General features: G+C 66.6%; 22 protein-coding genes, 1 tRNA gene and 1 pseudogene. 15 read left to right on the forward strand and 9 right to left on the reverse strand.

The annotated features are described in order from the left end of the window. Positions 1-100 precede the first annotated feature (100 nt). Entirely contained in the window at positions 101-601 is a 501-nt protein-coding gene (locus tag N800_RS03310; protein WP_052107865.1) for a peroxiredoxin, read from the reverse strand. Positions 602-615: 14 nt separating this feature from the next. Next, positions 616-1,239 carry a glycine cleavage system transcriptional repressor gene (locus N800_RS03315; protein WP_425476491.1) on the reverse strand — a complete coding sequence of 208 codons (624 nt, stop codon included), beginning with the start codon at positions 1,237-1,239 and terminating at the stop codon, positions 616-618. A gap of 188 nt (positions 1,240-1,427) precedes the next feature. On the opposite strand from N800_RS03315, the gene dapA reads away from it, so the two are divergent. Both dapA and N800_RS03325 read left to right on the forward strand, forming a co-directional pair. Next, positions 1,428-2,333: a 4-hydroxy-tetrahydrodipicolinate synthase gene (gene dapA / locus N800_RS03320; RefSeq protein ID WP_036134882.1), complete on the forward strand. Its 906-nt coding sequence runs from the start codon at positions 1,428-1,430 to the stop codon at positions 2,331-2,333. Between the two features lie 15 nt (positions 2,334-2,348). After that, the gene (locus N800_RS03325) at positions 2,349-2,864 is read left to right on the forward strand and encodes a hypothetical protein (RefSeq protein WP_036134888.1); all 516 of its coding nucleotides are present in this window, start codon (positions 2,349-2,351) and stop codon (positions 2,862-2,864) included. 159 nt (positions 2,865-3,023) lie between these two features. On the opposite strand, the gene fdxA is transcribed toward N800_RS03325, so the two are convergent. Together fdxA and N800_RS03335 are read right to left on the reverse strand one after the other, a co-directional pair. Next, on the reverse strand, positions 3,024-3,347 hold the full coding sequence (fdxA, locus tag N800_RS03330; RefSeq protein ID WP_036134891.1) for a ferredoxin FdxA: 324 nt from the start codon (positions 3,345-3,347) through the stop codon (positions 3,024-3,026). Between the two features lie 190 nt (positions 3,348-3,537). Then, positions 3,538-3,613: transfer RNA gene (locus tag N800_RS03335), tRNA-Glu, on the reverse strand. A gap of 159 nt (positions 3,614-3,772) precedes the next feature. Between N800_RS03335 and pcnB the strand changes: the two are divergent. From pcnB to pgi, 6 genes and pseudogenes are all read left to right on the forward strand, one after another. After that, positions 3,773-5,104: pseudogene (gene pcnB, locus N800_RS03340) on the forward strand (polynucleotide adenylyltransferase PcnB); the annotation flags it as partial. Next, positions 5,101-5,661 (forward strand): 2-amino-4-hydroxy-6-hydroxymethyldihydropteridine diphosphokinase, encoded by a 561-nt coding sequence (folK, locus tag N800_RS03345; protein WP_084087149.1) that lies wholly within the window; start codon positions 5,101-5,103, stop codon positions 5,659-5,661. The pseudogene pcnB and the gene folK, both read left to right, overlap by 4 nt. Positions 5,662-5,665: 4 nt before the next feature. Further along, positions 5,666-6,484: a 3-methyl-2-oxobutanoate hydroxymethyltransferase gene (gene panB / locus N800_RS03350; RefSeq protein ID WP_036134897.1), complete on the forward strand. Its 819-nt coding sequence runs from the start codon at positions 5,666-5,668 to the stop codon at positions 6,482-6,484. 31 nt (positions 6,485-6,515) lie between these two features. Beyond that, positions 6,516-7,364 (forward strand): pantoate--beta-alanine ligase, encoded by an 849-nt coding sequence (panC, locus tag N800_RS03355; protein ID WP_036134900.1) that lies wholly within the window; start codon positions 6,516-6,518, stop codon positions 7,362-7,364. A gap of 120 nt (positions 7,365-7,484) precedes the next feature. Continuing rightward, entirely contained in the window at positions 7,485-7,865 is a 381-nt protein-coding gene (gene panD, locus N800_RS03360; protein WP_036134903.1) for an aspartate 1-decarboxylase, read from the forward strand. A 7-nt stretch (positions 7,866-7,872) separates the two neighbouring features. Then, entirely contained in the window at positions 7,873-9,402 is a 1,530-nt protein-coding gene (pgi, locus tag N800_RS03365) for a glucose-6-phosphate isomerase (protein WP_036134906.1), read from the forward strand. Here the strand turns inward: pgi and queG are convergent. Next, complete coding sequence (gene queG / locus N800_RS03370) at positions 9,388-10,518, reverse strand: tRNA epoxyqueuosine(34) reductase QueG (protein WP_036134909.1); 1,131 nt, start codon at positions 10,516-10,518, stop codon at positions 9,388-9,390. The two genes, pgi and queG, sit on opposite strands and share 15 nt — an antisense overlap. Here queG and N800_RS03375 point away from each other — a divergent pair. From N800_RS03375 to N800_RS03400, 6 genes are all read left to right on the forward strand, one after another. Next, the gene (locus tag N800_RS03375) at positions 10,517-12,004 is read left to right on the forward strand and encodes a bifunctional ADP-dependent NAD(P)H-hydrate dehydratase/NAD(P)H-hydrate epimerase (protein WP_036134912.1); all 1,488 of its coding nucleotides are present in this window, start codon (positions 10,517-10,519) and stop codon (positions 12,002-12,004) included. The two genes, queG and N800_RS03375, sit on opposite strands and share 2 nt — an antisense overlap. Then, the gene (tsaE, locus tag N800_RS03380; protein WP_036134915.1) at positions 12,001-12,474 is read left to right on the forward strand and encodes a tRNA (adenosine(37)-N6)-threonylcarbamoyltransferase complex ATPase subunit type 1 TsaE; all 474 of its coding nucleotides are present in this window, start codon (positions 12,001-12,003) and stop codon (positions 12,472-12,474) included. The genes N800_RS03375 and tsaE overlap by 4 nt, the downstream gene beginning before the upstream one ends. An 88-nt stretch (positions 12,475-12,562) precedes the next feature. Next, positions 12,563-14,200 carry an N-acetylmuramoyl-L-alanine amidase gene (locus tag N800_RS03385; RefSeq protein WP_052107866.1) on the forward strand — a complete coding sequence of 546 codons (1,638 nt, stop codon included), beginning with the start codon at positions 12,563-12,565 and terminating at the stop codon, positions 14,198-14,200. An 86-nt stretch (positions 14,201-14,286) separates the two neighbouring features. Then, positions 14,287-16,140: a DNA mismatch repair endonuclease MutL gene (mutL, locus tag N800_RS03390; protein ID WP_036134929.1), complete on the forward strand. Its 1,854-nt coding sequence runs from the start codon at positions 14,287-14,289 to the stop codon at positions 16,138-16,140. Position 16,141: 1 nt separating this feature from the next. Continuing rightward, positions 16,142-17,092 carry a DUF1684 domain-containing protein gene (locus N800_RS03395; protein ID WP_052107867.1) on the forward strand — a complete coding sequence of 317 codons (951 nt, stop codon included), beginning with the start codon at positions 16,142-16,144 and terminating at the stop codon, positions 17,090-17,092. 36 nt (positions 17,093-17,128) lie between these two features. Next, entirely contained in the window at positions 17,129-18,184 is a 1,056-nt protein-coding gene (locus N800_RS03400) for a TraB/GumN family protein (RefSeq protein WP_084087151.1), read from the forward strand. 15 nt (positions 18,185-18,199) lie between these two features. Here N800_RS03400 and rnfB read toward each other — a convergent pair whose 3' ends face one another. Together rnfB and metG are read right to left on the reverse strand one after the other, a co-directional pair. Then, entirely contained in the window at positions 18,200-18,661 is a 462-nt protein-coding gene (gene rnfB / locus N800_RS03405) for an Rnf electron transport complex subunit RnfB (protein WP_052107869.1), read from the reverse strand. A gap of 58 nt (positions 18,662-18,719) precedes the next feature. Continuing rightward, entirely contained in the window at positions 18,720-20,837 is a 2,118-nt protein-coding gene (metG, locus tag N800_RS03410; protein WP_036134931.1) for a methionine--tRNA ligase, read from the reverse strand. A gap of 146 nt (positions 20,838-20,983) precedes the next feature. Here metG and N800_RS03415 point away from each other — a divergent pair, with 146 nt between their 5' ends. Further along, positions 20,984-22,576 (forward strand): tetratricopeptide repeat-containing sulfotransferase family protein, encoded by a 1,593-nt coding sequence (locus N800_RS03415; protein WP_232227531.1) that lies wholly within the window; start codon positions 20,984-20,986, stop codon positions 22,574-22,576. A 97-nt stretch (positions 22,577-22,673) separates the two neighbouring features. On the opposite strand, the gene N800_RS03420 is transcribed toward N800_RS03415, so the two are convergent. Beyond that, complete coding sequence (locus N800_RS03420; protein ID WP_198032462.1) at positions 22,674-25,535, reverse strand: TonB-dependent receptor plug domain-containing protein; 2,862 nt, start codon at positions 25,533-25,535, stop codon at positions 22,674-22,676. 222 nt (positions 25,536-25,757) lie between these two features. Next, complete coding sequence (locus N800_RS03425) at positions 25,758-26,204, reverse strand: DUF2147 domain-containing protein (protein WP_036134936.1); 447 nt, start codon at positions 26,202-26,204, stop codon at positions 25,758-25,760. Between the last annotated feature and the right edge of the window lie 83 nt (positions 26,205-26,287).

The following is a 26,287-nucleotide window of genomic DNA, read 5'->3' on the forward strand; positions in this document are numbered from 1 at the left end:
CGGGCTTGGGCACGGCTGGCGCGGTCTCCCGGTCCGCGCGCACGGCAAAGCCACCACAGGCCCGCGGGGCGGGGTGGTGGGCTGATGTGGACAGGCGAGATCACTTCGTTGCGGAACCCTTGGTTTTGGTGCCCGGCTGCATGGAGCCTTGCAGTGCGTCCAGGACGGCCTGGGCATGGCCGGCGACTTTGACCGGTCGCCATGACTGCACTATTACGCCATTGGGGTCGATCAGGAAAGTACTTCGTTCGATGCCCACGTACTCGCGCCCATACAGCTTCTTGGGCCTGATCACGCCGAAGGCATTGCACAGGGCCTCGTCCGGGTCGCTGACCAGGTCGAACTTGAAGCCCTGCTTGGCACAGAAGTTCTGGTGCGACTTGAGCGAGTCGCGCGACACGCCCAGCACGGTGGCGCCCAGCTTCTTGAACTTGGGCAGCAGCGCGTTGAAGTCCAGGCCCTCGGTGGTGCAGCCCGGGGTGCTGTCCTTGGGGTAGAAATACAGCACCAGCCACTGGCCTTTGTAGTCGCCGGTGCGGGCGCTGGTCCCGCTGGACAGCGCGAGCGGCAGGTCGGGGATGCGGTCGCCGGTGTCGAGCATGGTGCGTACGCTCCTCAGAACTTCATCGGGTCCATGATGGCATCGAGGTTCAGGTGGTCGCAGAACTCGAGGAAGTCATCGCGCAGCGCGGCGATGTGCATGCTGGCCGGCACGCCAATGGTCACCTGCGCCGAGAACATGTCCGCACCGGTTTGCATGGCGCGGTAGCGCGAGCAGTGCAGGCTCTCGATGGTGATGCCCTGACGGTCGAAGAAGTCCGCCAGCTGGAACAGGATGCCCGGCTTGTCGGCCGCCACGACCTCGACGATGTAGGGCAGCAGGTTCGACTGGACCTGCTTGGGGCCGGTGCGGTACCACACCAGCTTGATGCCTTCCTCGCGCTCCAGCCGGGACAGCATGGCCTCCAGCTTGGCGACGGAGTCCCACGAGCCCACGGCCAGCGCGGTCACGGACACGTCGCGGCCGACGGTGGCCAGGCGGGCGTCCACGAGGTTGCAGCCGCTGTCCGAGATCCGCCGGGTCACCGACAGCAGCGGCGACTCCGGATGCGTGGTGTACGCGTTGATCAGGAGGTGGTTTTCGTTCGGCGACGGCCGGGCGGCGGAATCGGTCAAGGCGGCGCCTGCTGGAAGAGCATGAGCTCGGGGGGCTGAACGGCGGCCCGAGGGACGCCGCATATGGTTGAGCAGGATACTTGCCCGTGCTTCGGGGTCGCAAGCCAACCACGGCACGGATGGCAAAGCTTGAACGGCGCCCGGTGTTGCGGTGGCAACCGCCATGGACGGCCCCGCCCATCCCGATTAGCATCGCAGGGCTAAACCCACGCGCTCGCGCGCGCCCACCCGATCCACGCGAAGGCCTCACCTTGCGACTTTCCGGCAGCATCACCGCGCTGGCCACGCCTTTTGGCGTCACCGGCGAACTCGACCTCGACGCCTGGCACCGCCTGCTGGCGCAGCAACTCGAGGGCGGCACCCAGGCCATCGTCGTCGCCGGCTCCACCGGCGAAGCCAACGCGTTGTATGACGCCGAATACGACATCCTGCTGCGGACCGCGGTGGAGGCCGTCGGCGGGCGCATCCCGGTGCTGGCCGGCACTGGCCTGTCCAACACCGCCAAGACCATCGAGCAGACCCGCCGTGCCGCCGCGCTGGGCGCGGACGCGGCGCTGGTGGTCACGCCGCCCTACGTGCGCCCCACGCAGGCCGGCATGATCGCGCATTACCGCGCCATCGCCGATGACGGCGCGCTGCCGGTGGTGCTGTACAACGTGCCGGGCCGCACCGGCTGCGACCTGCTGCCCGAGACCGTGGCCGAGCTGTACCAGCACCCGCGCATCGTCGGCATCAAGGAGGCGCGCAGCGAGCCGGAGCGGATGCAGGCCTTGTTGGCCTTCAAGGGCGAGGCGTTCAGCGTGCTCAGCGGTGACGACCCGACTGCCTGCCGCGCCATGCTGGCCGGCGCCGATGGCGTGATCTCGGTCGCGTCCAACGTGCTGCCGCGGGCCTTCCGTCGCCTCTGCGACCTGGCCCGGGGTGGCCGTGACGCCGAGGCCCGGGTGTGGGATGCACGCATGGCCCCGACCTATGATTTCTTCGGCATCGAGCCGAACCCCATCCCGGTGAAGGCATTGCTGGAAATGGCCGGTATCGGCCACGGCCTGCGACTGCCGCTGACCGCGCTGTCTGCCGCGCATCGCGATACCGCCACCCGAATCGCCGGCATTGTCCGCGAACTTGAATCCGCCTGCCGCGACACCGTCTCGGCCTGAAAGCAGGAGTAGTACATGCGTTTGAACGTTTCGATGGGTCGTGTGGTGGCGGGCAGCGTCGTGCTGGCGGCCGTGGTGGCCGGCAGTGGCTGCGGCTGGTGGCGCAAGAGCAACAAGCTCTATGGCGACGACGTGGCTGCGCGCCCGCTGGAAGTGCCGCCTGAACTGGATCGCTCCAGCGCTGCGTCCACCGGCTCGGCGACGGCGTCCAGCGTGGTCGGCGGAACGCAGCCCAAGCCCGCGGGTGCGGCGGTAGGCGCCGCAGGTTTCACGATGAGCGGCACGCGCGACGAGGCATTCACCAAGGTCGGCGAAGCGCTTGCCACGGTGGAGGGCGTGACCATTGCCAGCCGCGCGCAGTTGCTGGGTGCCTTCGACGTCAATTACGAGGGCAGCAACTTCCTGGTGCGCGTCACGGCCGTCGAGGCAGGCGCGTATGTGTCGGCGGTGGACCCGCGCGGCGTGCCGGCCACCGGCGAAGCGCCGGCGAAGCTGATCGCCAGCGTCAAGCAGGCGGTGGGCGGCCGCTGAGATGGCAACGGCGGCGCGCGCCAGTTGTCGCTGGCGCGTGTTGCTACGGGCAAGGGGCGGTCGCGTGAGCGACGTGCTTGCTTGCGCCAGAAGCGGAAACGGGTGCCTCTCGGCACCCGTTCCTTTTTCGCAACCTGCGGTTTCGCGCTGTGGCCTGGCTCAGCGTTCCAGCAACGGCAGCTTGCCCGTCTTGCCGTCCCACTCGGCGGCGTCGGGCAGTGGATCCTTGCGCGCATTGATCACCGGCCACTCCTTCGCCAGCTCGGCGTTGAGGGCCACGTAGCCTTCCTGCCCGGCGGGCACGTCATCTTCCGGGTAGATCGCGTTGGCCGGGCACTCCGGCTCGCACAGGGTGCAGTCGATGCACTCGTCCGGATCGATCACCAGGAAGTTGGGGCCTTCGTGGAAGCAGTCGACCGGGCACACCTCCACGCAGTCGGTGTACTTGCACTTGATGCAGTTCTCGGTGACGACGAAGGGCATTGCGGTCTTCCGTGGGGACGTGTGCTGCGCGCAGTTTAACGTTTTGGCGGCGCGGGACCCAAGTTCCACCCGTGGGAATTTCGGAGGGTGCGGGCCGCGGCAGGTCGACGAAGCCCCGCTGCGTCATGCCCGACGCAAAAGAAAAGCCCGCGCTTGTGGCGCGGGCTTTTCGTGCGATCAGATCGCGAATTGGCGCTCCCTACGAGATTCGAACTCGTGTTTTAGCCTTGAGAGGGCCACGTCCTAGGCCTCTAGACGAAGGGAGCAGGGGTCACGCCAGACTTACGTCGAAGCGTGGCCTGCTAGTATAGGCGGCTCCGTGGCCTTAGGCAACGGGTCGTTCACCGTCCGGTCAGCGACTTCCCAACCAGCGGCAAGCCCCGCCCTTGATGCAGCCAACCGACAAAACTCCAGCCGTTTCGCCGCGCTCCATTCCGCGCGACCAGCACAATGTCTCGCGCAAGGACGTGAGCCCCAACGCACTGCGCGTGCTCTACCGGCTGCGCGAGGCCGGCTTTGGTGCCTACCTGGTGGGCGGCGCGGTGCGCGACCTGCTCGTCGGCGGACACCCGAAGGACTTCGACGTGGCCACCGACGCCACGCCGGAGCAGGTCAAGCAGTTGTTCCGCAACTGCCGCCTGATCGGGCGTCGCTTCCGCCTGGCGCACGTGGTGTTTGGCCGCGAGATCATCGAGGTCGCCACGTTCCGCTCCAATGCCGACGACGGCAGCGGTGACCGCGAGGTGCATGACGGTGGTCGCCTGCTGCGCGACAACGTGTACGGGACCATCGAAGAGGACGCGGTCCGCCGCGACTTCACCGCCAACGCGTTGTACTACGCCATTGAGGATTTCTCGGTGCGCGACTACGTCGGCGGTTTCGAGGACGTGCGCAACAAGGTCATGCGCCTGATCGGCGACCCGGAAACGCGTTACCGCGAAGACCCGGTACGCATGCTGCGCGCGGTGCGCCTGGCGGCCAAGCTGGGCTTCGAGGTCGAACCTGATACGGCGGCGCCCATCCCGGTGTTGGCTCCCTTGCTCAAGGAATCCGCTCCCGCGCGTTTGTTCGAGGAGTGCCTGAAGCTGTTCCTGTCCGGCCACGGCGTGGCCAGCTTTGAAGGACTGGAACGGCATGGCCTGCTCGCGGGTCTGTTCCCGGAGACCGCGGCGGCGCTCAAATCCAACCGCAGTGGCGCGCTGCGTCGCATGGTGCTGGCGGGCCTGCGCAACACCGACCAGCGTGTCGCCAACGATGAGCCGGTGTCTCCGGCCTTCCTGTTCGCGCTGCTGCTTTGGCCGGCCTATTGTCGGGCGCTGATGCAACTGCAGTCGCAGGGAATGCACGCGGTGGAGGCTCAGCGACGCGCGGCCGACCGTGTCACCGTGCATCAGCTCGATACCATTGCGTTGCCACGCCGCTTCTCGCTTCCGATGCAGGAGATATGGCTGCTGCAGACCCGTTTCTCGCAGCGCCAGCGCAAGCGCGTGTTCCGCCTGCTGGCCCATCCGCGCTTCCGCGCCGCGTTCGACTTCCTTGCGCTGCGCATGGCTGCTTCCGACGAGCATGCCGCGGACGTCGCGTTCTGGCGCGAGGCGCAGACCCAGCCGGGCGATGCGCTGGCCGCGCAGTTGGATAGCACCGAGGGGCCTGCGGCGGACGGCGAAGGTCGTGCACCACGCAAGCGCCGCCGCCGTCGTCGCAATGGTGGCGGAGGTCACGGTGACGCTGGCGTGTCGGAGTCTGCCGGCGAGTGAGCGTTCCCGTGCTGGCGGTCATAGGCCTGGGTGGCAATATTGGTGATGCCGGGGCCACCCTGCAGGCGGCCTTTGGCGCAATCGACCGCCTGGACGACACCCGCGTCCTGCGCTGCTCGCGGCTGTATCGCACACCTGCCTGGGGCGTGACCGGGCAGGCGGATTTCGTCAACGCTGCTGTCCTGGTGGAGACCACCCTGTCGCCGATGGCGCTGTTGCAGGCATTGCTGCAGTTGGAGCGCGAGGCCGGGCGCGTACGCAGCGCCGACGGCAGCGATCGCTGGGGCCCGCGCACGCTCGACCTGGACCTGCTGCTGTATGGCGATACCGCCATCGACCAGCCTGGCCTGCATGTGCCGCACCCACGCCTGGCGGAACGTGCTTTTGCGCTGGTGCCATTGGTGGAAGTGGCGCCGGATGCGATCATTCCGGGTGTCGGCCTCGCCGCGCACGCCCTGGCGGCCGTGGTGACCGACGACATCCATGCGCTGGACAACCATGCCCCCGAAGGCGATTCCATCGCACCGCGGGCTTCCGACCACCCGGGACCGGGCTGACGCCATGTATACCTCCACCCCGCACGACAAACCGTGGACCGTGCCGGCCCTGGCAGACGCCAAGCGCGACGGCCGAAAGCTGGTGATGCTCACCTGTTACGACGCCGGGTTCGCGCGCGCGTTGGATGCCAGCGGCATCGACCTGGTGCTGATTGGCGATTCCCTGGGCATGGTGGTGCAGGGGCACGACAGCACGCTGCCCGTGACCGTTGCCGATATCGGCTACCACACCGCCTGCGTGAAGCGCGGCCTGTCGAAGGCGCTCGTGGTCGCCGACCTGCCGTTCCAGGCCGACGCCACCCCGGAGCGTGCGCTGGATGCCTCGACGCACCTGCTGCAGTCCGGCGCGGCGATGGTCAAGCTGGAAGGCGCGGGCCACAAGCTCGACGTGATCCGTTTCCTCGTGGAGCGTGAGATCCCGGTGTGCGCCCACCTTGGCCTGACCCCGCAGTCGGTGCTGCGACTGGGGGGCTACAAGGTGCAGGGCCGCGACGATGCCACTGCGGCCAAGCTGCGTGCCGACGCCCGCGCCGTGGCCGACGCCGGTGCCGCGTTGCTGGTGCTGGAGTGCGTGCCCAGCCCGCTTGCAGCGCAGATCACCGCCGACCTCGCCATTCCGACCATCGGCATCGGTGCCGGGCCCGGTTGCGACGGGCAGGTGCTGGTGTTGCATGACCTGCTGGGCGTTAACAGCGGCCACCGCCGCCCTCGCTTCGTCAAGGATTTCCTGGCCGAGGGCGGCTCGATCACGGGCGCCATGCAGGCCTACGCCGATGCGGTGCGCAACGGCACCTTCCCCGACGCCGAACACTCCTACGCCTGACCGACCCAGGCACCACCGGAAGACCGAACCGATGATCGAGACCGTCCAGGATCTGGCGACGCTGCGCGTCCGCGTGGCCGAGTGGAAGCGCGCGGGACTGCGCGTGGCATTGGTCCCCACCATGGGCAACCTGCATGCCGGCCATTTCTCGCTGATCGAACTGGCGCGCCGGCATGCCGACCGCGTGGTGGCCAGTGTGTTCGTGAATCCGACCCAGTTCGGGCCGAACGAGGATTTCGCCCGTTACCCGCGCACCCCGCAGGCCGATGCAGAGGGTCTGGCGGCGGCCGGGTGCGACGTGCTGTGGCTGCCGTCGGTGGACACCATGTACCCCTACGGTGCGGATGCCGCCGTGAGCGTGCGCGTGCCCGAGGTCACAGCGACCCTGGAAGGCGCCCATCGCCCGGGCCATTTCGATGGCGTCGCGACCGTGGTGTCGCGTCTGTTGCTGCAGGTGCAGCCGGACGTGGCGGTGTTTGGCCGCAAGGACTACCAGCAGCTGGCCGTGATCCGTTACATGGTTCGCGACCTTGCCTTCCCGGTGGAACTGGTCGCCGCGCCGACCTTTCGCGCCGAGGATGGGTTGGCCCTGAGTTCACGCAACCAGTACCTGTCGACCGAGGAGCGCGCCTGCGCCCCGGTCATTTACCGCACCCTGCAGGCCATGCGCGGGGCGGTGCAGGGCGGAGCGTCCCGGCCCGGGGTGGAGGCCCAGGCGGCCGCTGCGCTGGCCGAGGCCGGGTTCCAGGTGGACTACGCGGTCGTGCGTACCCCCGACCTGCGCGAGCCGGTGGACGGCGAGGCCGGCCCCCGGGTGGCGCTGATCGCCGCGCGGCTGGGCTCCACCCGGCTGATCGACAACCTGGAATTCGACGCCTGAACGGCGTTGGAGCCCCTACGCCTGCTGGCGGCTGAACCGGTTCCGGGCGGATGTTGCATTGCGCCATCAATTGGTAGAATCCTGCCTTCACCCGCGACCCCCTGCGGATTGAGTACGCACATGCAACTGAACCTGCTCAAGGCCAAGATCCACCGCGCCACCGTCACCCACGCCGAGCTGCATTACGAAGGCTCGTGCGCCATCGACGGTCGCCTGCTCGACATCTCGGGCATCCGCGAGTACGAGCAGATCCACATCTACAACATCAACAGCGGCCACCGCTTCTCGACCTACGCGATCCGCGGCGAAGAGGGCAGCGGCATCATCTCGGTCAACGGGGCCGCGGCGCACTGCGCGCAGGTGGGCGACCTGGTGATCATCTGCGCCTATGGCGTGGCCGACGAGGCCGAAGCGGCCAAGTACAAGCCGACCCTGGTCTACGTGGACGGCGACAACCGCCTGACCCACACCAACCACTCGATTCCCGCACAGGCCGCCTGACCGCCGCATGGCAACGACCAACGGGCTGGACGAACTTGTTTCCTTCGCCGCCCGTCTGGAGGGGGTGAGCACCGCCGCCCTCGTTGCCGCCGATCCCGCGCGAGCGGCCGGGTTCGCCGTGCGCGCCGGCCCGGTGTACGCCAATTTCGCCCGGCAGCGCTACGACCGCGCAGCGCTTGAGGCCCTGTTTGCCGTGGCCGAATCCGTGGGCGCCGAGGAGCGTCTGCGCGCGCTGTTCTCCGGCGAACCCGTCAACGCCACCGAGGGCCGCGCGGCGCTGCATACCGCGCTGCGTGGTGACCTGACCGGTACCGAGTCCGGCCGCCAGGCCCACGCCATGGCGCAGGAGGTCCGCGAGCGCATGCGTGCGCTGATCGACGGACTGGCCGTGAGCCAGGTGACGGACATCGTCAGCGTCGGCATTGGCGGCTCCGACCTGGGGCCGCGCCTGGTGGTCGATGCGCTGGCCCCGGTGGTAGGTGGCCGCTTCCGCGTGCATTTCCTGTCCAACGTGGATGGTGCCGCCGCACAGCGCGTGCTGGCCCAACTCGACCCTGCGCGCACGGCGGTGCTGCTCATTTCCAAGACTTTCGGCACGCAGGAGACGCTGCTCAACGGCGCCATCCTGCGCGCCTGGCTGGGTGACGACCGCCGCCTGTATGCCATCACCGCCAACCCGCCGCGTGCCACGGCCGCCTTCGACATCCCGCCGGAGCGGGTGCTGCCGATGTGGGACTGGGTGGGCGGTCGCTATTCGCTCTGGTCGGCGGTGGGGTTCCCCATTGCGCTGGCCATCGGCATGGACCAGTTCGAGGCGTTGCTGGGCGGCGCCGCGGGCATGGATGCGCATGTGCTGCTGACGCCACTGCGCGAGAACCTCGCGGTGTGGCACGCGATGACCGCGGTGTGGAACCGCAATGCGCTCAAGCTGTCCACCCAGGCCGTGCTGCCGTATGACGAGCGGCTGAAGCTGTTGCCCAACTACCTGCAGCAGTTGGTGATGGAGAGTCTGGGCAAGTCCGTGCGCCTGGATGGCTCGCCGGTGGCCGTGGATACCGTGCCGGTATGGTGGGGCGGTGCTGGCACTGACAGCCAGCACAGCTTTTTCCAGGCCTTGCACCAGGGTACCAATGTCGAGCCATTGGATTTCATCGGCATTGCGCGCCCCGACCACGATCATCCGGGCAACCACCTTGCGCTGCTGGCCAACCTGTTCGCGCAGTCGGAAGCCTTCGCGAATGGGCAGAGCAGCGAGGATCCCCATCGCAGCTATGCCGGCCAGCGTCCCAGCACGCTGATCCTGCTCGACGAGCTGACCCCGCAGTCGCTGGGTGCGCTCATCGCCATGTATGAGCACAGCGTCTACCTGCAGGGGCTGGTCTGGGGCATCAATCCCTTCGACCAGTTTGGCGTGGAGCTGGGCAAGCAGGTCGCCAACCGGTTGCTGCCTGCGCTGGAAGGCCGGCATGCCGCAGAAGATCCCGTCACCGCGGCATTGATTGCCGAGTGGCGCGAGCGGGCTTCACTGTCCCGCTGATTCCCGCTTGGTGTCGTGGCGCTGCAACGCCCACGCCACATGCTCACGCACCAGTGCGCTGTCGTGCTCGCGTCGCGACTCCAGCGCTGCAACCACCTCTGGCGACGTGGGCGCATTGCCCAGTGCCACCGCAATGTTGCGCAGCCAGCGCTCATGACCGCTGCGGCGGATCGCGGTGCCTTCGGTGCGACGCAGGAACTCATCCTCGGTCCACGCGAAGAGTTCGGCCAGTGATGCCTGGTCGAGATTGTTGCGGGCGCGGAAATCCGGCTCGTCGCTGCGCTTGGCGAACTTGTTCCAGGGGCACACCAATTGGCAGTCGTCGCAGCCGAAGATGCGGTTGCCCATAGGCACGCGCAGCTCTTCGGGAATGGCGCCGTCGTGCTCGATGGTGAGGTAGGAAATGCAGCGCCGGGCGTCCAGTCGATACGGCGCGACGATCGCCTGCGTGGGGCAGACTTCGATGCAGCGGGTGCAGGTGCCGCAATGAGCGGTGGCGGGTGGGTCCACTGGCAAGGGGAGATCCACGTAGATTTCGCCGAGGAAGAACCACGACCCGCCATCCCGATCGATCAGGCAGGTGTGCTTGCCGATCCAGCCCAGGCCCGCATTGCGCGCCAGGGCGCGTTCCAGGACGGGAGCGGAATCGACGAATACGCGGTAGCCGAACGGGCCGATCTCGGTGGCGATGCGCTCGGCCAGCTTCTGCAGGCGCTGGCGCATCAGCTTGTGGTAATCGCGCCCGAGTGCGTAACGGGCTACGTAGGCGCGCTCGCCATCGGCCAGCGTTTGCCACGCTTCCGCGTCATCGCGACGGCCGTAATCCAGCCCGACAGAGATCACGCGCAGGGTGCCGGGGATTAGTTCGTCGGGGCGCGAGCGCTTGTCGCCGTGGTGCGCCATCCATCCCATGGAACCATGCAGCCCCTTCGCCAGCCAATCGCGGAGGTGGACCTCGTCGGCGTCCAGCTCGATGCCCGCGATACCGAAGTGCTGGAAGCCAGCCTCGTGAGCAAGCTCGCGCAGGCGCGGCGCCAACGCGTCGAAGTCGGTTGTTGTGTCGGCGGGTGGGGCAGGGGAAGGGCTCACGGCAATGGCAGTATAGAATCGCGGCATGTCCGATGCTCCCTTGTATGCCGTTGAAGCCGTGCGCGCGGTCGAGGCGCGGGCTACCGTACGCTTGGGAGATTCGGCATTGTTGATGGCGCGCGCGGGGCAGGCCGCCTGGCAGGCGCTACTGGATCGATGGCCCGGCGCGCGACGGATCCTGGTGGCCTGTGGCCCGGGCAACAACGGCGGCGACGGCTATGTACTTGCCCGCCATGCGCTTGAATCCGGGCGGGATGTCCAAGTGGTTCGCCTGTCGGACCACGTGCCGTGCGGGACGCTGGCGGTGCACGCCGCCGAGCATTACGTCGCGGCGGGCGGCAGCGTTGTGACATGGTCCGGCGCGTTGCCGCCCTCGGATATTGTCGTCGATGCCGTGTTCGGGATTGGTTTCCGTGGCGCGCCTTCGGACGAGGCGGTCGCGCTGTTCACGGCCATCGAGCGGGCGAAGTTGCCGGTGCTGGCGCTGGATGTGCCCAGTGGCGTTGATGCCGACACGGGCTCGGTGGCAAGCACAGCGATCCGTGCCGATGCGACGATCGAGTTCCTGCTGCCCAAGCGCGGCCTCGTAACGGGCGCGGCACTCGATCATGTGGGCGAGTGCCTGCTCGCCGACCTGGGGCTTACCCAGACCGATATCGCCAGCAACGTGCCTGCCGCCGAGTGGTTGCGGACCGCATCGTTGTCCGCGCGGCTGCCAAGGCGTTCACGCGAAAGCCACAAGGGTCGCCACGGCCGTGTGCTGTGCCTGGGCGGTGACCTGGGGCATGGCGGCGCGATCCTCATGACCGCGGAGGCCGCACTGCGCGCTGGCGCAGGGTTGGTGGATGTGGGTACCCGCGCCGAACACGTGACCGCGATGTTGTCGCGTCGACCCGAAGTCATGGCTCGGCGCGTGGATGCCGATGATCCGGACCTGCGCGAACTGCTGGAGTCGGCGGATGTTGTCGCGCTCGGGCCTGGTCTCGGGCAGGAAGCATGGGGCAAGGCGCTGTTCGAGGCTTCGCTCGCTTCAGGCAAGCCATTGGTGCTGGACGCCGATGCGCTTAACCTGCTCGCGGCGATGCCGCAGGCGTTGCCCGCTGGGTGCGTGTTGACGCCCCATCCCGGTGAGGCCGCGCGCCTGCTGGCGACGGATGCTCGCGCGTTGCAGCATGATCGTTACGGCGCCGCGAATGACCTTGCGCAACGCTACAACGCGGTCGTCGTGCTCAAGGGCGCCGGTACCGTGGTCGCTTCACCGAGGGCCACGTCGCGCGTGATCGGCGCGGGCAATCCGGGCATGGCGGTGGGTGGAATGGGCGATGTGTTGACGGGCGTGGTTGCGTCGCTGCACGCGCAGGGGCTGTCCGCGTTCGATGCGGCCAGCTACGGGGCGTTGCTGCACGCCGCCGCAGGTGACGCAGCAGCGACGGTCGCGGGCCCCATCGGACTGCTGCCCAGCGACCTGATGCCCGAACTACGGCGTCTGCGCAATGTGAAGGAGGGTGCTTGACGACGATTGAATTGGCCGACGCGGACGCGACGGCTCGCCTGGGTGAGGCCTTGGCCCATTCGCGCCCCGCGCATGCGGTGGTGCACCTGCGCGGCGATCTGGGTGCCGGCAAGTCCACGCTGGCGCGCGCGCTGCTGCGTGCGTTGGGCGTCACGGGCACCATCCGCAGCCCCACCTACACGCTGGTCGAACGCTACCCGTTGCCCGGCGGGGGCGAGGCGTGGCATCTGGACCTGTACCGGATTGGCGACCCCGGGGAACTCGAGTTCCTGGGGCTGGATGCCGACGAGGTGACCCTCTGGCTGGTGGAATGGCCCGAGCGCGGCCGGGGTGCCCTGCCAGCCGCCGATCTGGTGGTCGATCTGGCGGTGGCGGGCGAGGGGCGCAGGGCGGAGTTGCGGCCGACGACGTCCCGAGGGCAGGCATGGGTCGGGGCGGCGTTCCGCCATAGGGTTGGGGCCGACTCCTGAATCCTTCACTAAGAAGTTGAGGCAGGTTGCGGATCTATAAGGGAAAAGGGGCTTGCAATCCGCGCGACAGAGTGATTGACTTGCTTCCATGCGAGTGAAAGGGGCCACCGTACAGAAGTTCCTGCTTGGCACGGCGCTGCTGTCGGCGCTGGCCTGGAATTTCGCGCATGCCAGTGAAATCAAGAGCTTGGAGCTCCATAGCGGCGCCACTGGCACTCGCGCCGAGATTGCCCTGGACCAATCGGCCGAGTTCAAGGTCATCAGCCTGCAAGGGCCGGACCGCCTCGTAGTCGACCTTCCCGCTTCCGCGCTGGGCAAAGGCGTGACCATGCCGGTCGGTGCTGGCGTGGTGAAATCGATCCGCGCCGGGCAGCCCGCGCCGGGCACGGCCCGCATCGTTTTCGACCTCGTCGAGAAGATCGCTGTTCTCAAGCCGCGGCTGGAACCTGCGGCCAGCGGCGCCATCCTCGTCCTGGAATGGCCGGGCGACGGTGCCGCGATGGGCAAAGTGGAATCCTCCCGGGGCAGCACCGTGGCAGCCGTGGCGGTCCCTGCGCCGGCTGCTTCCAAGCTGCAGACGCCGCCCACCGCGATAGCCCCGACCTCCGCCGACCCGACCGCTGCTTCGTCCGCCGCGACCACGCGTTTGATTTCTCAGATCGCCGCGGGATTGCCGGCCAACGGCGGCGGCACATCCAATGCAGCGTCGGGGCAACACGTTGCCTCGGCTGCGGGAGCCGATACGCCCGCGACCGTGGCGCCATCGACCGCATCCACATCGACGATGCCGGGCGACATCCGTGTGGCTACCGGCGCTCCGACCCGCGTCGCATCGGGCGCGGTGACGCCGACGACCGTTTCGACGGCAACCGCCACCGCGAAATCCTCTGCCGCGGATGACGAGGCCTCGCGCGCCGCCGCCGTGAAGACGCTGCAGGACGTGATGACCGGCCGTGGCGCCCGCCCGCTGGTCATCGCCATCGATGCCGGCCATGGCGGGCAGGATCCCGGTGCCATGGGCATGAACGGCACCCGCGAGAAGGACGTCACGCTGGCCATCAGCCGTGAACTGGCGCGCCAGATCAATGCCACGCCGGGCCTCAGGGCCTACCTGACCCGCGACCGTGACCTGTTCCTCCCGCTGCCGCAGCGTGCGCGGCTCGCGCGCGCGGCCAAGGCGGACATGTTCATCTCCATCCATGCCGACGCCGCCGAGAATCGCAACGCGGACGGTTCCTCGGTGTACGTGCTCTCACTGAAGGGCGCGTCATCGCAGCGGGCGCGCTGGCTGGCCAACAAGGAAAACTCCTCCGACCTGATCGGCGGTGTGCGCCTGGAGAAGGCCAACAACACGCTGGCCTCGGTCCTGCTCGACCTGACCCAGTCCGGCCACATGCGCGCCTCGGAAGAGGCGGCCGACCACGTGCTGAGTGGACTCAAGCGCGTCGGCAACAACCACAAGCCGCACGTGGAGCGGGCCAACTTCGCGGTGCTGCGCACCTCCGACATGCCGTCGATGCTGGTGGAGACGGCGTTCATTTCCAACCCGGAAGAAGAACGTCGCCTCAACGACCCGGCGTTCGTGCGCAAGATCGCGGGCGCGGTGGTGGATGGGGTCAACACCTACTTCACCCGCCAGCCGCCGCCGGGCACCTATTACGCGGCGCGCGCGAAGGCCACCGAGGTGGCGTCGGCCGGCGCAGCCGCGGCGGGCGGAAGCCCCTGATCCAGGCGCTCCCCGGGTCGCAGCAGCGATTCCGGCTATCATCATCGTTGGTTTTTTGACGGCGCTGAGCAGGCGTCGCCCCCAACGTGCCCATCCGCCAACTGCCTGACACCCTGATCAACCAGATCGCCGCCGGCGAAGTCGTCGAACGACCCGCGTCGGTGGTCAAGGAACTCGTCGAGAACGCACTCGATGCCGGCGCCAGGCGCGTGGACATCGACCTCGAAGAGGGCGGCGTCCGGCTGATCCGCATCCGCGATGACGGCCTTGGTATCCCGCCTGAGGAACTGCCGCTGGCGGTGTCGCGCCACGCGACCAGCAAGATCGCCTCGCTGGACGATCTGGAAGGCGTGGCGACGCTGGGGTTTCGCGGTGAGGCGTTGCCGTCCATTGCTTCGGTCAGCCGGTTCCTGCTGGCTTCACGTCATCGCGGGGCCGAACACGGCGCAGCGCTGGAGATCGACGGCGGCCGCGTGGGCGAGGTCATTCCGCGCTCGCATCCGCAGGGCACGACCATCGAGGTGCGTGACCTGTTCTTCAACGTGCCCGCGCGCCGTAAATTCCTGCGCGCCGAACGCACCGAGTTGGGCCACATCGAGGACTGGCTGCGGCAATTGGCGTTGGCACGGCCGGACGTGGAGCTGCGCGTTTCGCACAACGGCAAGCCCTCGCGACGCTGGAAGGGTGAAGGCGACCTGCTATCCGAGGTGCGCCTGCATGAAGCGTTGGGCGAGGAGTTCGCCCGCAATACCTTGCACGTCGACCACGCCGCAGCCGGCTTGCGCTTGCACGGGTGGATTGCACAGCCGGTCTACAACCGCGCCAGTGCCGACCAGCAGTTCCTGTACGTCAACGGACGTGCGGTGCGCGATCGCAGCGTGGCGCACGCGGTGAAGCAAGCGTATGCCGACGTGTTGTTCCACGGGCGCCAGCCGGCCTACGTGCTGTTCCTGGAGCTTGACCCCCGGCGGGTCGACGTCAACGTGCATCCTGCCAAGCATGAGGTCCGCTTCCGCGATGCCCGACTGATTCACGACTTCGTCTATCGCACCTTGCACGATGCCTTGGCGGGTACGCGCGCAGGCGTGGTCGCCGGGGGCGCGACCGCCGTGGACGGGCAGGGTGCTGGAATCCAGCAGGGCCAGTCGGCCCCCAGTGCCGGGACGATGCCCACGGGCTTCGCCTTCGGCGCGCCGGGCGCGGCTGGCGGCGGCATTGGCTGGAATCGGCCGCAAGCGCCGCTGGGTCTGCCGGTTGAGGAAGTGCGTGCGTCGTACGGCGCGCTGTATGGCGCTCCATCCGCGATCGTGGCTTCGTCCGCTTCCACTCCCATGCCGGGCAACGGCGACTCAGGCCTGCCGCCGCTCGGCTACGCCATCGCCCAGTTGCACGGCATCTACATCCTGGCTGAAACGGCGGACGGGTTGATTGTCGTCGACATGCATGCCGCGCACGAGCGCATCGGCTACGAGAAGCTCAAGACCGCGCATGATGGCGAAGGCCTCCGCACCCAGCCGCTGCTGGTGCCCGCCACGCTGGCGGTGGCCGAGCGCGAGGCCGATGTCGCCGAACGCGAGGCCGATACGCTTGCGGCGCTAGGGTTCGAGATAACCCGTAGCGGTCCGCAGTCGTTGACGCTGCGAAGCGTGCCGGCGCTGCTGGCCCACGGCGACGTGGAGGCGTTGCTGCGCGACGTGCTGGCCGACCTGCGCGAGCACGGCGAATCGCGGCGCGTCGCCGCTGCTCGCGATGAGTTGCTGGCGACCATGGCCTGCCATGGCGCGGTTCGCGCCAACCGCCGCTTGTCGCTGCCCGAGATGAATGCCCTGCTGCGGGAAATGGAAGTCACCGAGCGTTCCGGCCAGTGCAACCATGGCCGGCCCACCTGGGCGCGGTTTACCCTTGCCGATATCGACCGCTGGTTCCTCCGAGGACGCTGACATGCGCCTGTCCCATCCGTGGCATCGCCCGCTGCTGGCCATTGCCTTTCTTTCGACCGCGTTGTTGGCCGGCTGCGGCGACAAGGAAGACGCGGCCACTACGACGCCATCGGCGGAGGACGTGGCCTTCACCGCCGTGCAGCAGGCATGGCGCGAGCAGCGCAAGGCCGACCTGACCAAGCCCGATGGCTGGACCAGCCTGGTGGGCCTGCACTGGATCGACCCGGGATCGCACTACATCGGCAGCGACGCCGACAATGGCATCCGCCTGGCCAAGGGTCCAGCACACCTGGGCTTGGTGACGCTGAAGGGCGACGCCCTGCGGTTTGCGGTCGAGTCCAAAGTTGCGGTCACCTTGGACGGCCAGCCGACCAAGGGGAGCGTCACGCTGCGCACGGACGCCGATCCTGCCGGCCCCAGCGTGGTCGGCTTTGATGAGGGTAGAGGCATCGCCACGGTGATCAAGCGCGGCCAGCGCTACGCGCTCCGCGTGAAGCACGCCGACGCGCCGACGCGCGTCGGGTTTGCCGGGTTGGATTACTGGCCGGCAGATCGTTCCTGGCAGATTCCGGCGCGGTTCGTCGCGCACCCGGCGGGCAAGACCCTGGATGTGGTGAGCATCATTGGCACCACCGATGCCGTGGCCAACCCGGGCGTGGTGGAATTCGAACGCGACGACAAGACCTTCCGGCTGGAAGCGCTGGACGAAGGCGACGGCAAGCTGTTCCTGATCCTGGCCGACCGCACCAGCGGACACGGCAGCTATGGGGCGGGCCGTTATCTGTACGCCAACATGCCGGATCCACAGGGGCGGGTGCTGCTGGACTTCAATCAGGCCTACAATCCTCCCTGCGCCTTCACCTCCTTCGCCACCTGTCCGCTGCCGCCGCTGGAAAACCGGCTGGATCTGCAGATCACGGCCGGTGAGAAGGCCTACGCCAAGAAACTCTGACCAACCTCGGTCGCCGCCGCCCCGGTTCTCCTAGACATGTCCCGACGCCTTAACGCCCTTGCCCTGATCCTTGGTTCCGCAACCCTGATCTCGGCGATGGCGTGGGCCGCGACGGACGCGCCCGCAATCACGCCCGCTCCGACGCGCGCCCTGGCCCCGGCCAAGGGCAAAGCCGCGGCACCGGCCGCATCGGCAATAGGGGCGGACTCGGCGCCGGTGCCGCTGTTGTGGAAGGTCTCCGACCGCGACAACACCCTCTACCTGCTGGGCTCCCTGCACCTGCTGAAGCCGAGCGACTATCCGCTGTCGGCGGACGTCGACCGCGCCTTCGACGATGCGGAGAAGGTGGTGTTCGAAGTGGCGCTGGAAGAGCTGGCCGACCCCGCGACTGCGCAGAAATTCCTGCTGGCCGCCGGCTTCGGGGACGAGCGCCGCCTGAGCACCGTGGTGCCGCCGGTCCTGCGCGAGAAGCTCGATCGCCTGCTGGCGCGGCAGGGCGGCTCCATCGCTGCCATTGACGGATTTGAGCCTTGGTTCGTGAACCTCTCGCTGACGCTGGGCATGGCCGGTGCCCAAGGCTTCCAGGCGGAGATGGGGCTGGACCAGCATCTGGCCCGTCGCGCCATCGAGGCCGGCAAGGCCACGGGTGCGCTGGAAAGCATCGACTTCCAGCTCGGCGCACTGGATGCCTCACCGATGGAAGAGCAGGTCGCGGGCCTGGTCGACTTCGTCGACCGCTTTGGCGAGATGCCTGCGGTGTTGAACGAATTGCATGATGCGTGGCGCCAGGGCGACACGGCGCGGCTCGAGCAGCTTACCCGCGTGGAAATGCAGGAAAAGGCCCCGGTCTCGTATCGGATCATGAACGTGCAGCGCAACGATGCCTGGGTGCCCCAGTTGCAGGCGATGCTGGACGGGCAGGGCAAGAACGACGACGTGCTGGTCGTCGTGGGTTCGCTGCATTTGTTGGGCAGCGATGGCGTGGTCGAGAAGCTGCGCGCCAAGGGCTATGCCGTGGAGCGCGTGTGCTCCGCCTGCACCTCGACGGCCAGCAGCCAAGCGGGCGCAAAGTCCGCCACCAGTGCGCGGTAACTGAGTTTCCCGACGCTATTGGTTGACGGCGCCTGCCGCAACGGCGGGCGAGACCATCACGATGCAATCCACCGGGCACGCGGGAACGCACAGCTCGCAACCGGTGCACAGTGGCTCGACCACCGTGTGCATGTGTTTTGAAGCACCGATGATGGCGTCCACCGGACACGCCTGGATGCATTTCGTACAGCCGATACAGTCGGCTTCCACGACCAGCGCCACGGCCGCCGGTTTGTGCTCGCCGCGGCTGCGATCGTAGGGACGCAGGGGAGCGCCCAGCACGTGCGCCAGCGCATGTGCGCCCGCGTCACCGCCCGGCGGGCAGTGGTCGGGTCCGGCTTCACCCTTGGCCATCGCTTCCGCGTACGGACGGCAGCCGGGATAGCCGCACTGTCCGCACTGGGTTTGCGGTAGCAGGCGGTCCAGGCGCTCGGTCAGCGCGTTGAGGTCCGTCGTAGGGGGTGTTGCGATCGCCATGGCGTTTCGCGTCGGGGTGCGGGAGGGCGGCGCAGCGGCCGCCCCGCTTGATCGCGGCTCAGCGGACCGGCATGCCCGGCTGGACGCCGCTGTCGGCATCCAGCAGGTGCAGGCTGCCGCCATCGAAGCCGGCGGACAGGATCATGCCCTCGCTCAGGCCGAAACGCATCTTGCGCGGGGCCAGGTTGGCGATGAACACCACGCTGCGGCCGACCAGCTTTTCCGGTTCGCCGTAGGAGCCGCGGATGCCGGAGAAGATCTGGCGGGTGCCCAGGTCGCCCGCGTCCAGTTCGAAACGCAGCAGCTTGTCGGAGCCTTCGACAAACTCGCACGCCAGCACCTTGCCGACGCGCAGGTCGAGCTTGGCGAAGTCATCGATGCCGATGTGCGCCGGCGCACCATCGGCAGCCGGTGTCGCTGGGCCCGCAGCCGGCTTCGCGCTGGCCTTCGCCGTGTCGTTGCCGGTCGCCTTCTTCGCGGCGTCCTTGGCATCGCCGGTGCCGGCCGAAGCGGGGGTGGCAGGCTGCAGGGTTTCCTTGCTGGCTTCGATCATGGCGTCAATCTGTTTCGGGTCGATGCGGGTGAACAACGGGATGTAGTCGTGGATACGGTGGGCCAGCAGCGGCTGCTGCAGGTCCTGCCAGCCGGTGACCGGCGCGGCCAGGAAGGCCTCGGCCTGCGCTGCCACGCGTGGCAGCACAGGCTTGAGCGCGGCCGCCAGCACGCGGAACAGGTTGAGGCCCTGCGTGCAAACCGCGTGCAGCTCGGCGTCGGCGCCTTCCTGCTTGGCCAGCACCCACGGCTTGGTGTCGTCGATGTAGCGGTTGGCCTCGTCGGCCAGCGTCATCGTCAGGCGCAGCGCGGTGGCGGCCTCGTTGTGCGCATAGGCCTCGGCAATCGGTTCCAGCTGCGCCACTAAACGGTCGTACATGGCAGCGTCCGGCAGCGACGACGCCAGCTGGCCATCGAATCGCTTGCCGATGAAGCCCGCACAGCGGCTGGCCAGGTTCACGAACTTGCCGACCAGGTCCGAGTTCACCCGCGCCACGAAATCGGCGAAGTTGAGGTCCAGGTCGTCCACGCCGCCGGAGGTCTTGGTGGCGAAGTAGTAGCGCAGCGCTTCGGGATCCAGGCCGTGCTCAAGGTAGCTGCGGGCCATGATGAACGTGCCGCGCGACTTCGACATCTTGGCGCCGTCCACGGTCAGGTAGCCGTTGACGTGCAGGCGCGTGGGCGCGCGGTGGCCGGAGCCGTGCAGCACCGCCGGCCAGAACAGGCCGTGGAAGTTGACGATGTCCTTGCCGATGAAGTGGTGCATCTCCGCGGTGCTGTCCGGGCGCAGGAAGCTGGAGAAATCCAGCCCCGTGCGATCGCACAACGCCTGGAAGCTGCTCAGGTAACCGATCGGCGCGTCCAGCCACACGTACAGGTACTTGCCCGGGTGCCCCGGGATCTGGAAGCCGAAGTAGGGCGCATCGCGCGAGATGTCCCACGCGCGCAGGCCGCCCTCGGCGTCCAGCCACTCCAGCAGCTTGGCCTTGGTGCCGGCGGTGGCCACGTCGCCGGCCAGCCAGCCGCGCAGGAAGGCCTCGAACTGGCCGACCTCGAAGAAGAAGTGCTCCGACTCGCGAATCACCGGCGTGGCGCCCGACAGCACCGAGCGCGGCTCCTTCAGCTCGGTCGGTGCGTAAGTGGCGCCGCAGTTCTCGCAGTTGTCGCCGTACTGGTCTGCAGCGCCACAGTTGGGGCAGATACCCTTCACGTAGCGGTCGGGCAGGAACATGCCCTTCTCGGGGTCGTACAACTGCGCCACCGAGCGGCGGGTGATGTGCCCGTTCTCCAGCAGGCGCTGGAAGATCGCCTCGGTCAGGACGCGGTTGCCCTCGGAGTTGGTCGAGTCGAAGTGGTCAAACGCCACGCCGAAGTCGGCGAAGTCGCGCTCGTGCGCCACCTGGATGCCGGCGATGTAGGCCTCCGGCGTCATCCCGGCCTTTTCGGCAGCCAGCATGATCGGCGTGCCGTGGGTGTCGTCCGCGCAGACGAAGTGAACCGTGTGGCCCGCCATCCGCTGCGCCCGTGTCCAGATGTCGCCCTGGATGTAGCCCACCAGGTGGCCCAGGTGGATCTGGCCATTGGCGTAGGGCAGGGCGCAGGTGACGAGGTGCTGGCGGGGCATGGGCGTAAAGGTCGTAACGGGTCTGCGATTATCGCATGCGTCTGGAGGAGGGGCAGCTGAACCCGCTGAGGGGGGTGAAAGTGGCGGTCACGGTCCGGGCCCCTGGCTGTCTCGTCGCGCTTGGGCAGCCAAGGTACGATGCCGGAATGAACGCAGAAAACTTGAGCGATGCGGCCCGGCTTTATGCCACGGCCGTTGAAGCATTGAACCGAAGCGATTGGCCCTTGGCGTTGTCGTTGAGCGAGAAGCTGCTGCCGCGGGCTAACACCCATCCGGGGGTGCACTTTGTTGCCGGGGTGGCGTGTCTTCATATGCATCGGATAGCGCAAGCGGTGCAGGTGCTTCGTCGCGCCGTCATGCTCAATCCTGCCCGCGCCGACTATGGCGCTCAGTTGGCCCGTGCTTTTGCTGCTGCACGTATGGCCCGTGAGTCAGTTGAGGCCGCCGACCACGCCTCTGCGCTGGAGACGCAGGATCCGATGACCCTTGACACGTTGGGGGTCGTCTATTCTCAAGCCAACCTGCATGCCAAGGCTGCGGCAATGTTTCGTCGTGCAGTCGAGGCGAGGCCTGACGTGGCGAGCTTTCGTTTCAACGCCGCGACGTCGCTAACGGCTTGCGGGGATCTTGCAGCCGCAGACGCCGAATACGAGGCCTGCATCGCACGCAATCCGCATTATTGGAAGGCTCACCTGGCCTTGGCGCACCTGCGTACCCAGACAAAGGACGCCAACCACCTGCAGCGGTTGGAGAGTCTGGGGGCATCGGGGGGGGAGGGTAGTGCAGAGGGGCGGATGTACGTACAACTCGCGCTTTCCAAGGAATGCGAGGACATCGGAGAACATGAACGGTCGTTCCGGCACCTTGTCGCAGGCAAGGCTGCAGGTCGCAGTCTTCGGGACTACACGCCCACGCGTGACGAGGAACTGTTCGACGCATTGATGCGGGCGTTTCCCGATGTCGAATCCGGCGGGGCTGGCCATCAGAGCGTCGAGCCCATCTTCGTGATCGGGATGCCAAGATCGGGGACCACACTCGTCGATCGGATCCTCTCGAGTCATCCATCCGTGCATTCGGCCGGCGAGTTGCAGAACTTCGGCGCCGTGATCAAACGGGCCTCGGGTAGTCGCTCGCCGCGCCTGCTTGATGCGGAGACAATCGTGCATGCGCGCCGGCTGGAGTGGGGGCGAGTGGGCGATGCGTACCTGGCAAGCACTCGGCCGGGGACCGGAAGCACCCCGCACTTCATCGACAAGCTTCCCCACAATTTCCTGTATGCCGGCTACATAGCGCGAGCCTTCCCGAAGGCCCGGATCATCTGCTTGAGGCGCAATCCAATGGACACCTGCCTCAGCAATTTTCGCCAGCTGTTTGCGCAGACATCGCCGTACTACGACTACTCCTTCGATCTCCTGGATACCGGGCGCTACTACCTCTTGTTTGACCGTCTGATGGCGCATTGGCAGCGGGTACTGCCCAACAGGATCCTGGAGGTCGATTACGAAGGTATCGTGGATGACCAGGAGGGTCATACACGCAAGCTGGTCGAGTTCTGTGGGTTGCCGTGGCATGACGCGTGCCTGCGCTTCGAGCGCAATGATGCGCCGGTGAGTACGGCCAGCGCGGTGCAGGTGCGTGAGCCGATCTATCGCAGCGCCTTGCAGCGCTGGAGGCGTTACGAAGCGCAGCTTGCCCCGCTGCGCGCCCTGCTTGAAAGTTCCGGAGTCATGGTCGACTGATGTCTTTTGGAGGGGCGGAAGTTTCCAGTTGCTCCACACCAAGAAAAAGCCCCGTCTTGCGACGGGGCTTCTCTTTTTACATCCCTAACCGGCCGAGTTACTTGCCAAAGGTGTAGCGTGCTTCTACGTAAAGGGCGCGGCCATAGACACTGTACTGGGCGCTGTTGTACGGCGCGCCAGATGTGCCAGGGTAGCTGCGGTCCTCGGGTGGCATGTCGTTGAAGACGTTGTTCACCATGAAGGACAGGTCGAGGTTGTCGGTAGCCTTGTAGTTCACGCTCAGGTTGTAGAGGGTGAACGGAGCGAGCTTGCCGGCAAACACCCTGCCATTGACGCCATTGAGACCATTCGGGTCGTCGTAGCTGTCACGCACCCGTGCACGGTAGTTGGGCGTATGGCCGATGCGATTCGCATAGAACGTGGTGCTCCAGTTGTTCAGTCGCCACGTGACCGATGCATTGGCCTTGCTCTTCGGATCGCTGCTCCAGCCGGGTCGGCGCAGCAGGTCAATGACCTCGTCGCCCTCGAACTGCCAGTACTCGTGCTTGATGTTGTTGGTGTACGAGCCGCGGAACAGCAGGCTGCCGGAGCTGCCCAAGTCCTGGTTGTAGGTCATGCTGGCGCTGATGGCGTCCAGTACTTCCCGGGCTTCGTTTACCTTGGGCGTGTAGATATAAACGATGTTGCCCTGGCTATTGCGGACGATCTTGGACAGCGCATCCTGGCAGACCGGCGAGTTGATGTCGTAGCCGGGTACCCCAGTGCGGCACTGCATTTCACGCAGGGCCAGGCCGTCGGCGTTCTGGCTGCCAACTTCGTCGCGGATATCCCAGTGGTGGTAGTCAACGCTCGTCGAGAAGTTGGCGCTGGGCGCCCAGACCACGCCGTAGCTCCAGACGTCGGCATTCAGCGGGTCGAGGTCGATGCTGCCCGAGGTTTCACCGAAGTACTGGCGGCTGGAGTACGCAGCCGGGCAGTTCTCGACCTGGGTCGGGTCGAAGCCGCGTTGCTGGCACTGATAGTAGTCGGTGACGAAGCTGTAGTAGCCGCTCATGGCCTGGAACTGGTCGGCCAGGGTCGGTGCCTTGAACGCCGTACCATACTTGCCGCGGAAGAGCAGGCTGTCGATCGGGCGGTACTCAAGGCCCAGCGAATACGTGGTCTTGGAAACGTTCTCTGCGCCGTCCGGACGGAAGTCGTCGTAGCGACCCGAGATCGACACGGTCAGCGGATCGAGCACCGGCAGCCGGAGTTCGCCGGTGATGGCTGCGCGATCACGCTCGCCACCGCCGTCGACGGAGGTCGTTCCCCAGACTTCCCCGTTCATCAGGCGGGCATCTGGCTTGTAGTCCCAGGTTTCGCGCGCGCCTTCGACTGCCAGCGCCATGCCGGCGTCGCCGCCGGGGAGCGTAAACAGTGAAGCGTTGGTCAGCTGGAAGCGAGCAAGCGTGTTGGTGGTCTTGCTCTTCGAGCTGGTGTAGCCAGTGAAGCTGCGGAAATCCTCGGGCGAGATCAGCTGGTAGAACGCGCCGTAATCCGGGGTGAACACCGGATAGACCCCGTAGTACGGGTCAAGACCCTGTTGCGGGCCCAGCACGTTGTCAACGAACCACTGGTTGATCGGGTCCGCAAAACGCGCGAAGCCACGCTCATCCAACTTGTAGTCGGTGCGGCTGAGAGAGCCGTCGTAGTCCCAGGATGAATCGCCGAACGTACCGCGGAGGCCAAGGTTGGCGACATACGACTCGCTCTTGTCGAAGCTCATCGAATTTTCGAAACCGCCCGGCCCCATGTCTTCCGGCATGAAGGCGCGCTGCAGGTTCATCAGGTCGTCGAGGTTCGGGTCATAGAAATAACCCCATTCGACGCCGGTGCCCCACCAGGTGTAGTTGGCGCCGACGTGGTAGCCAACTTCTTCGTCGCTGTACAGGACATCGCCGTACAGCTGGTGGCCGCCGGCGAGGTCGTAGGTGGCGTGCGAATAAAGCTGGAAGGCTTCCTTGCTGTTGCGCAGCGTGCGGTAGCCAGGGGTCTGGAACGAGCCGCAATAGTTGCCGTCACCGAATCCCGGACGCACCTGCAGGCCTTCCGTGCCACCGAAGCCGCTGGTCACATTGGCGCAGTCGGCGGGGTCCATGAAGTTGTAGCTGGTGAACGGGCTGTACACCAGGAAGTCGCGGCTGGCGATCGGGCGCGAGGTGCCATTCTGGTAGTACTGCTTGGTGATGTCGCGGTCGTAGGCCCAGATGGGCTCGCGGTTTTCGTACTGGGCGCCGAGCAACAAATTCAGCTTGTCATCGGCCAGGCTGAAGCTGCGGGCTGCACTGACGCGCCCCATGTCCCCACCGCCCTCGGTATAGGTGCCGCCACGGACACTGATGACGGGGGCGTCAAGCGACTTCTTCAGGATGATGTTGATGACGCCTGCGATGGCATCGGAGCCGTACAGGGAGGACTGGCCGCCCGGCAGGATTTCGATGCGCTCGACCAAGTCGATCGGAATGCCGCTGATGTTGTTGAATGCGTCGCTGCCGTTGTACAGCGCCGGGTAATCGGCCATCGGTCGGCCGTCGATCAAGTACTTGGTGTAGCTGACCGAAAGGCCGAACAGGCTGAGGGTTTCAGCGCCCTGCGTGAACGAAGCAGAGGACTGCGAGCCCTGGACGCCACCGGTCGCGAACGAGCTCTGCTGGAGGGCATCGGAGATGTTCGTGTAACCACGGACCTTGATGTCTTCCGCCGAAATGATCGTGACGGGGGTAAAGGTCTCGATCTCGGTCTGCGGGATCAGCGAGCCCGTAACCGTGATCTTGTCGACCGTCGTTGCTTGAGGTGAGGTGGCCTGCTGCTCGCCCTCTTCCTGATCCTGCGCAAAGCCGATGGTCGGCATCAGCAATGCTGCGAACAGTGCCGCGCTCAGACGGCTTTTCTGAAATCCATTACTGCGACTCTTCACCATTTACCCCCTTGGGACTGAATAGATGTGCCGCCGTCCTGGCTTTACACCGCGCTGCGCGGTTCAGCATTCCGTTGGCTTTAAAAACTTAACACATCATTAATCATGGGGGGCAAAAGGTGCGCAATTTGTCACAAATGTCTTATTCCAGTGGCGCTTTTGGCGCCGAAACGACAAGGCCCGGCATTACGCCGGGCCTCTCCTTGACGTCCTAGTTCGCCGGCTTCAGCGCCGCACCCAGACCTGCGTTCTTCCAAGCAGCGAAAAGCCCAGGAAACCGCGGACCTCCAGCTTCTGCCCGCCCTCGATCGGACGGATCTTCACCGAGTACACCTTGCCGGTGGCCGGGTCCAGGATCTGGCCGCCTTCCCAGGTGTCGCCCTTCTTCTTGACGCCCCACATCATGACCATGCCTTTGACCGGCTTGCCCTTGCGATCGCCGTCGCACTTGTCGCAAACCGGGTTGGGGCCGCGGTCCGAATGCAGGATTTCGGCGACGCGCGCGGCCAGCGAGCCATTGGTCGTCTCATAGATTTCCACGACCGACTTCGGCTTCTTGGTCTTGTCGTCGATGGTGGTCCAGGATCCGATCGGCGACGTCTGCGCAAAGACCGAGGCCGAGAGGGCCAGCAGCGGTAGCGCGATCAGGAGCGTGAACAGTTTGTTGCGCATGGATCCCCTCCCAGGGTGTTGACGGTAGTCAGAGAGGTCCGCGGACAGCGGACGTCGGCTCCCTTATACCGCATTCGCACAGG

The organism is Lysobacter daejeonensis GH1-9 (genome assembly GCF_000768355.1).
GTDB lineage: Bacteria > Pseudomonadota > Gammaproteobacteria > Xanthomonadales > Xanthomonadaceae > Aerolutibacter > Aerolutibacter daejeonensis.

What these genes read in the sequence shown, in the direction of transcription:
- N800_RS03400 (WP_084087151.1), top strand. Translation starts at nt 17,129, where the DNA reads ATGTCCCGACGCCTTAACGCCCTTGCCCTGATCCTTGGTTCCGCAACC.
- metG (WP_036134931.1), bottom strand. Translation starts at nt 20,837, where the DNA reads ATGCCCCGCCAGCACCTCGTCACCTGCGCCCTGCCCTACGCCAATGGC.
- queG (WP_036134909.1), bottom strand. Translation starts at nt 10,518, where the DNA reads ATGCCGCGATTCTATACTGCCATTGCCGTGAGCCCTTCCCCTGCCCCA.
- N800_RS03425 (WP_036134936.1), bottom strand. Translation starts at nt 26,204, where the DNA reads ATGCGCAACAAACTGTTCACGCTCCTGATCGCGCTACCGCTGCTGGCC.
- pgi (WP_036134906.1), top strand. Translation starts at nt 7,873, where the DNA reads ATGGCAACGACCAACGGGCTGGACGAACTTGTTTCCTTCGCCGCCCGT.
- N800_RS03315 (WP_425476491.1), bottom strand. Translation starts at nt 1,239, where the DNA reads ATGCGGCGTCCCTCGGGCCGCCGTTCAGCCCCCCGAGCTCATGCTCTT.
- N800_RS03375 (WP_036134912.1), top strand. Translation starts at nt 10,517, where the DNA reads ATGTCCGATGCTCCCTTGTATGCCGTTGAAGCCGTGCGCGCGGTCGAG.
- N800_RS03325 (WP_036134888.1), top strand. Translation starts at nt 2,349, where the DNA reads ATGCGTTTGAACGTTTCGATGGGTCGTGTGGTGGCGGGCAGCGTCGTG.
- N800_RS03415 (WP_232227531.1), top strand. Translation starts at nt 20,984, where the DNA reads ATGAACGCAGAAAACTTGAGCGATGCGGCCCGGCTTTATGCCACGGCC.
- panD (WP_036134903.1), top strand. Translation starts at nt 7,485, where the DNA reads ATGCAACTGAACCTGCTCAAGGCCAAGATCCACCGCGCCACCGTCACC.
- panB (WP_036134897.1), top strand. Translation starts at nt 5,666, where the DNA reads ATGTATACCTCCACCCCGCACGACAAACCGTGGACCGTGCCGGCCCTG.
- N800_RS03420 (WP_198032462.1), bottom strand. Translation starts at nt 25,535, where the DNA reads ATGGTGAAGAGTCGCAGTAATGGATTTCAGAAAAGCCGTCTGAGCGCG.
- fdxA (WP_036134891.1), bottom strand. Translation starts at nt 3,347, where the DNA reads ATGCCCTTCGTCGTCACCGAGAACTGCATCAAGTGCAAGTACACCGAC.
- panC (WP_036134900.1), top strand. Translation starts at nt 6,516, where the DNA reads ATGATCGAGACCGTCCAGGATCTGGCGACGCTGCGCGTCCGCGTGGCC.
- N800_RS03385 (WP_052107866.1), top strand. Translation starts at nt 12,563, where the DNA reads ATGCGAGTGAAAGGGGCCACCGTACAGAAGTTCCTGCTTGGCACGGCG.
- N800_RS03310 (WP_052107865.1), bottom strand. Translation starts at nt 601, where the DNA reads ATGCTCGACACCGGCGACCGCATCCCCGACCTGCCGCTCGCGCTGTCC.
- rnfB (WP_052107869.1), bottom strand. Translation starts at nt 18,661, where the DNA reads ATGGCGATCGCAACACCCCCTACGACGGACCTCAACGCGCTGACCGAG.
- N800_RS03395 (WP_052107867.1), top strand. Translation starts at nt 16,142, where the DNA reads ATGCGCCTGTCCCATCCGTGGCATCGCCCGCTGCTGGCCATTGCCTTT.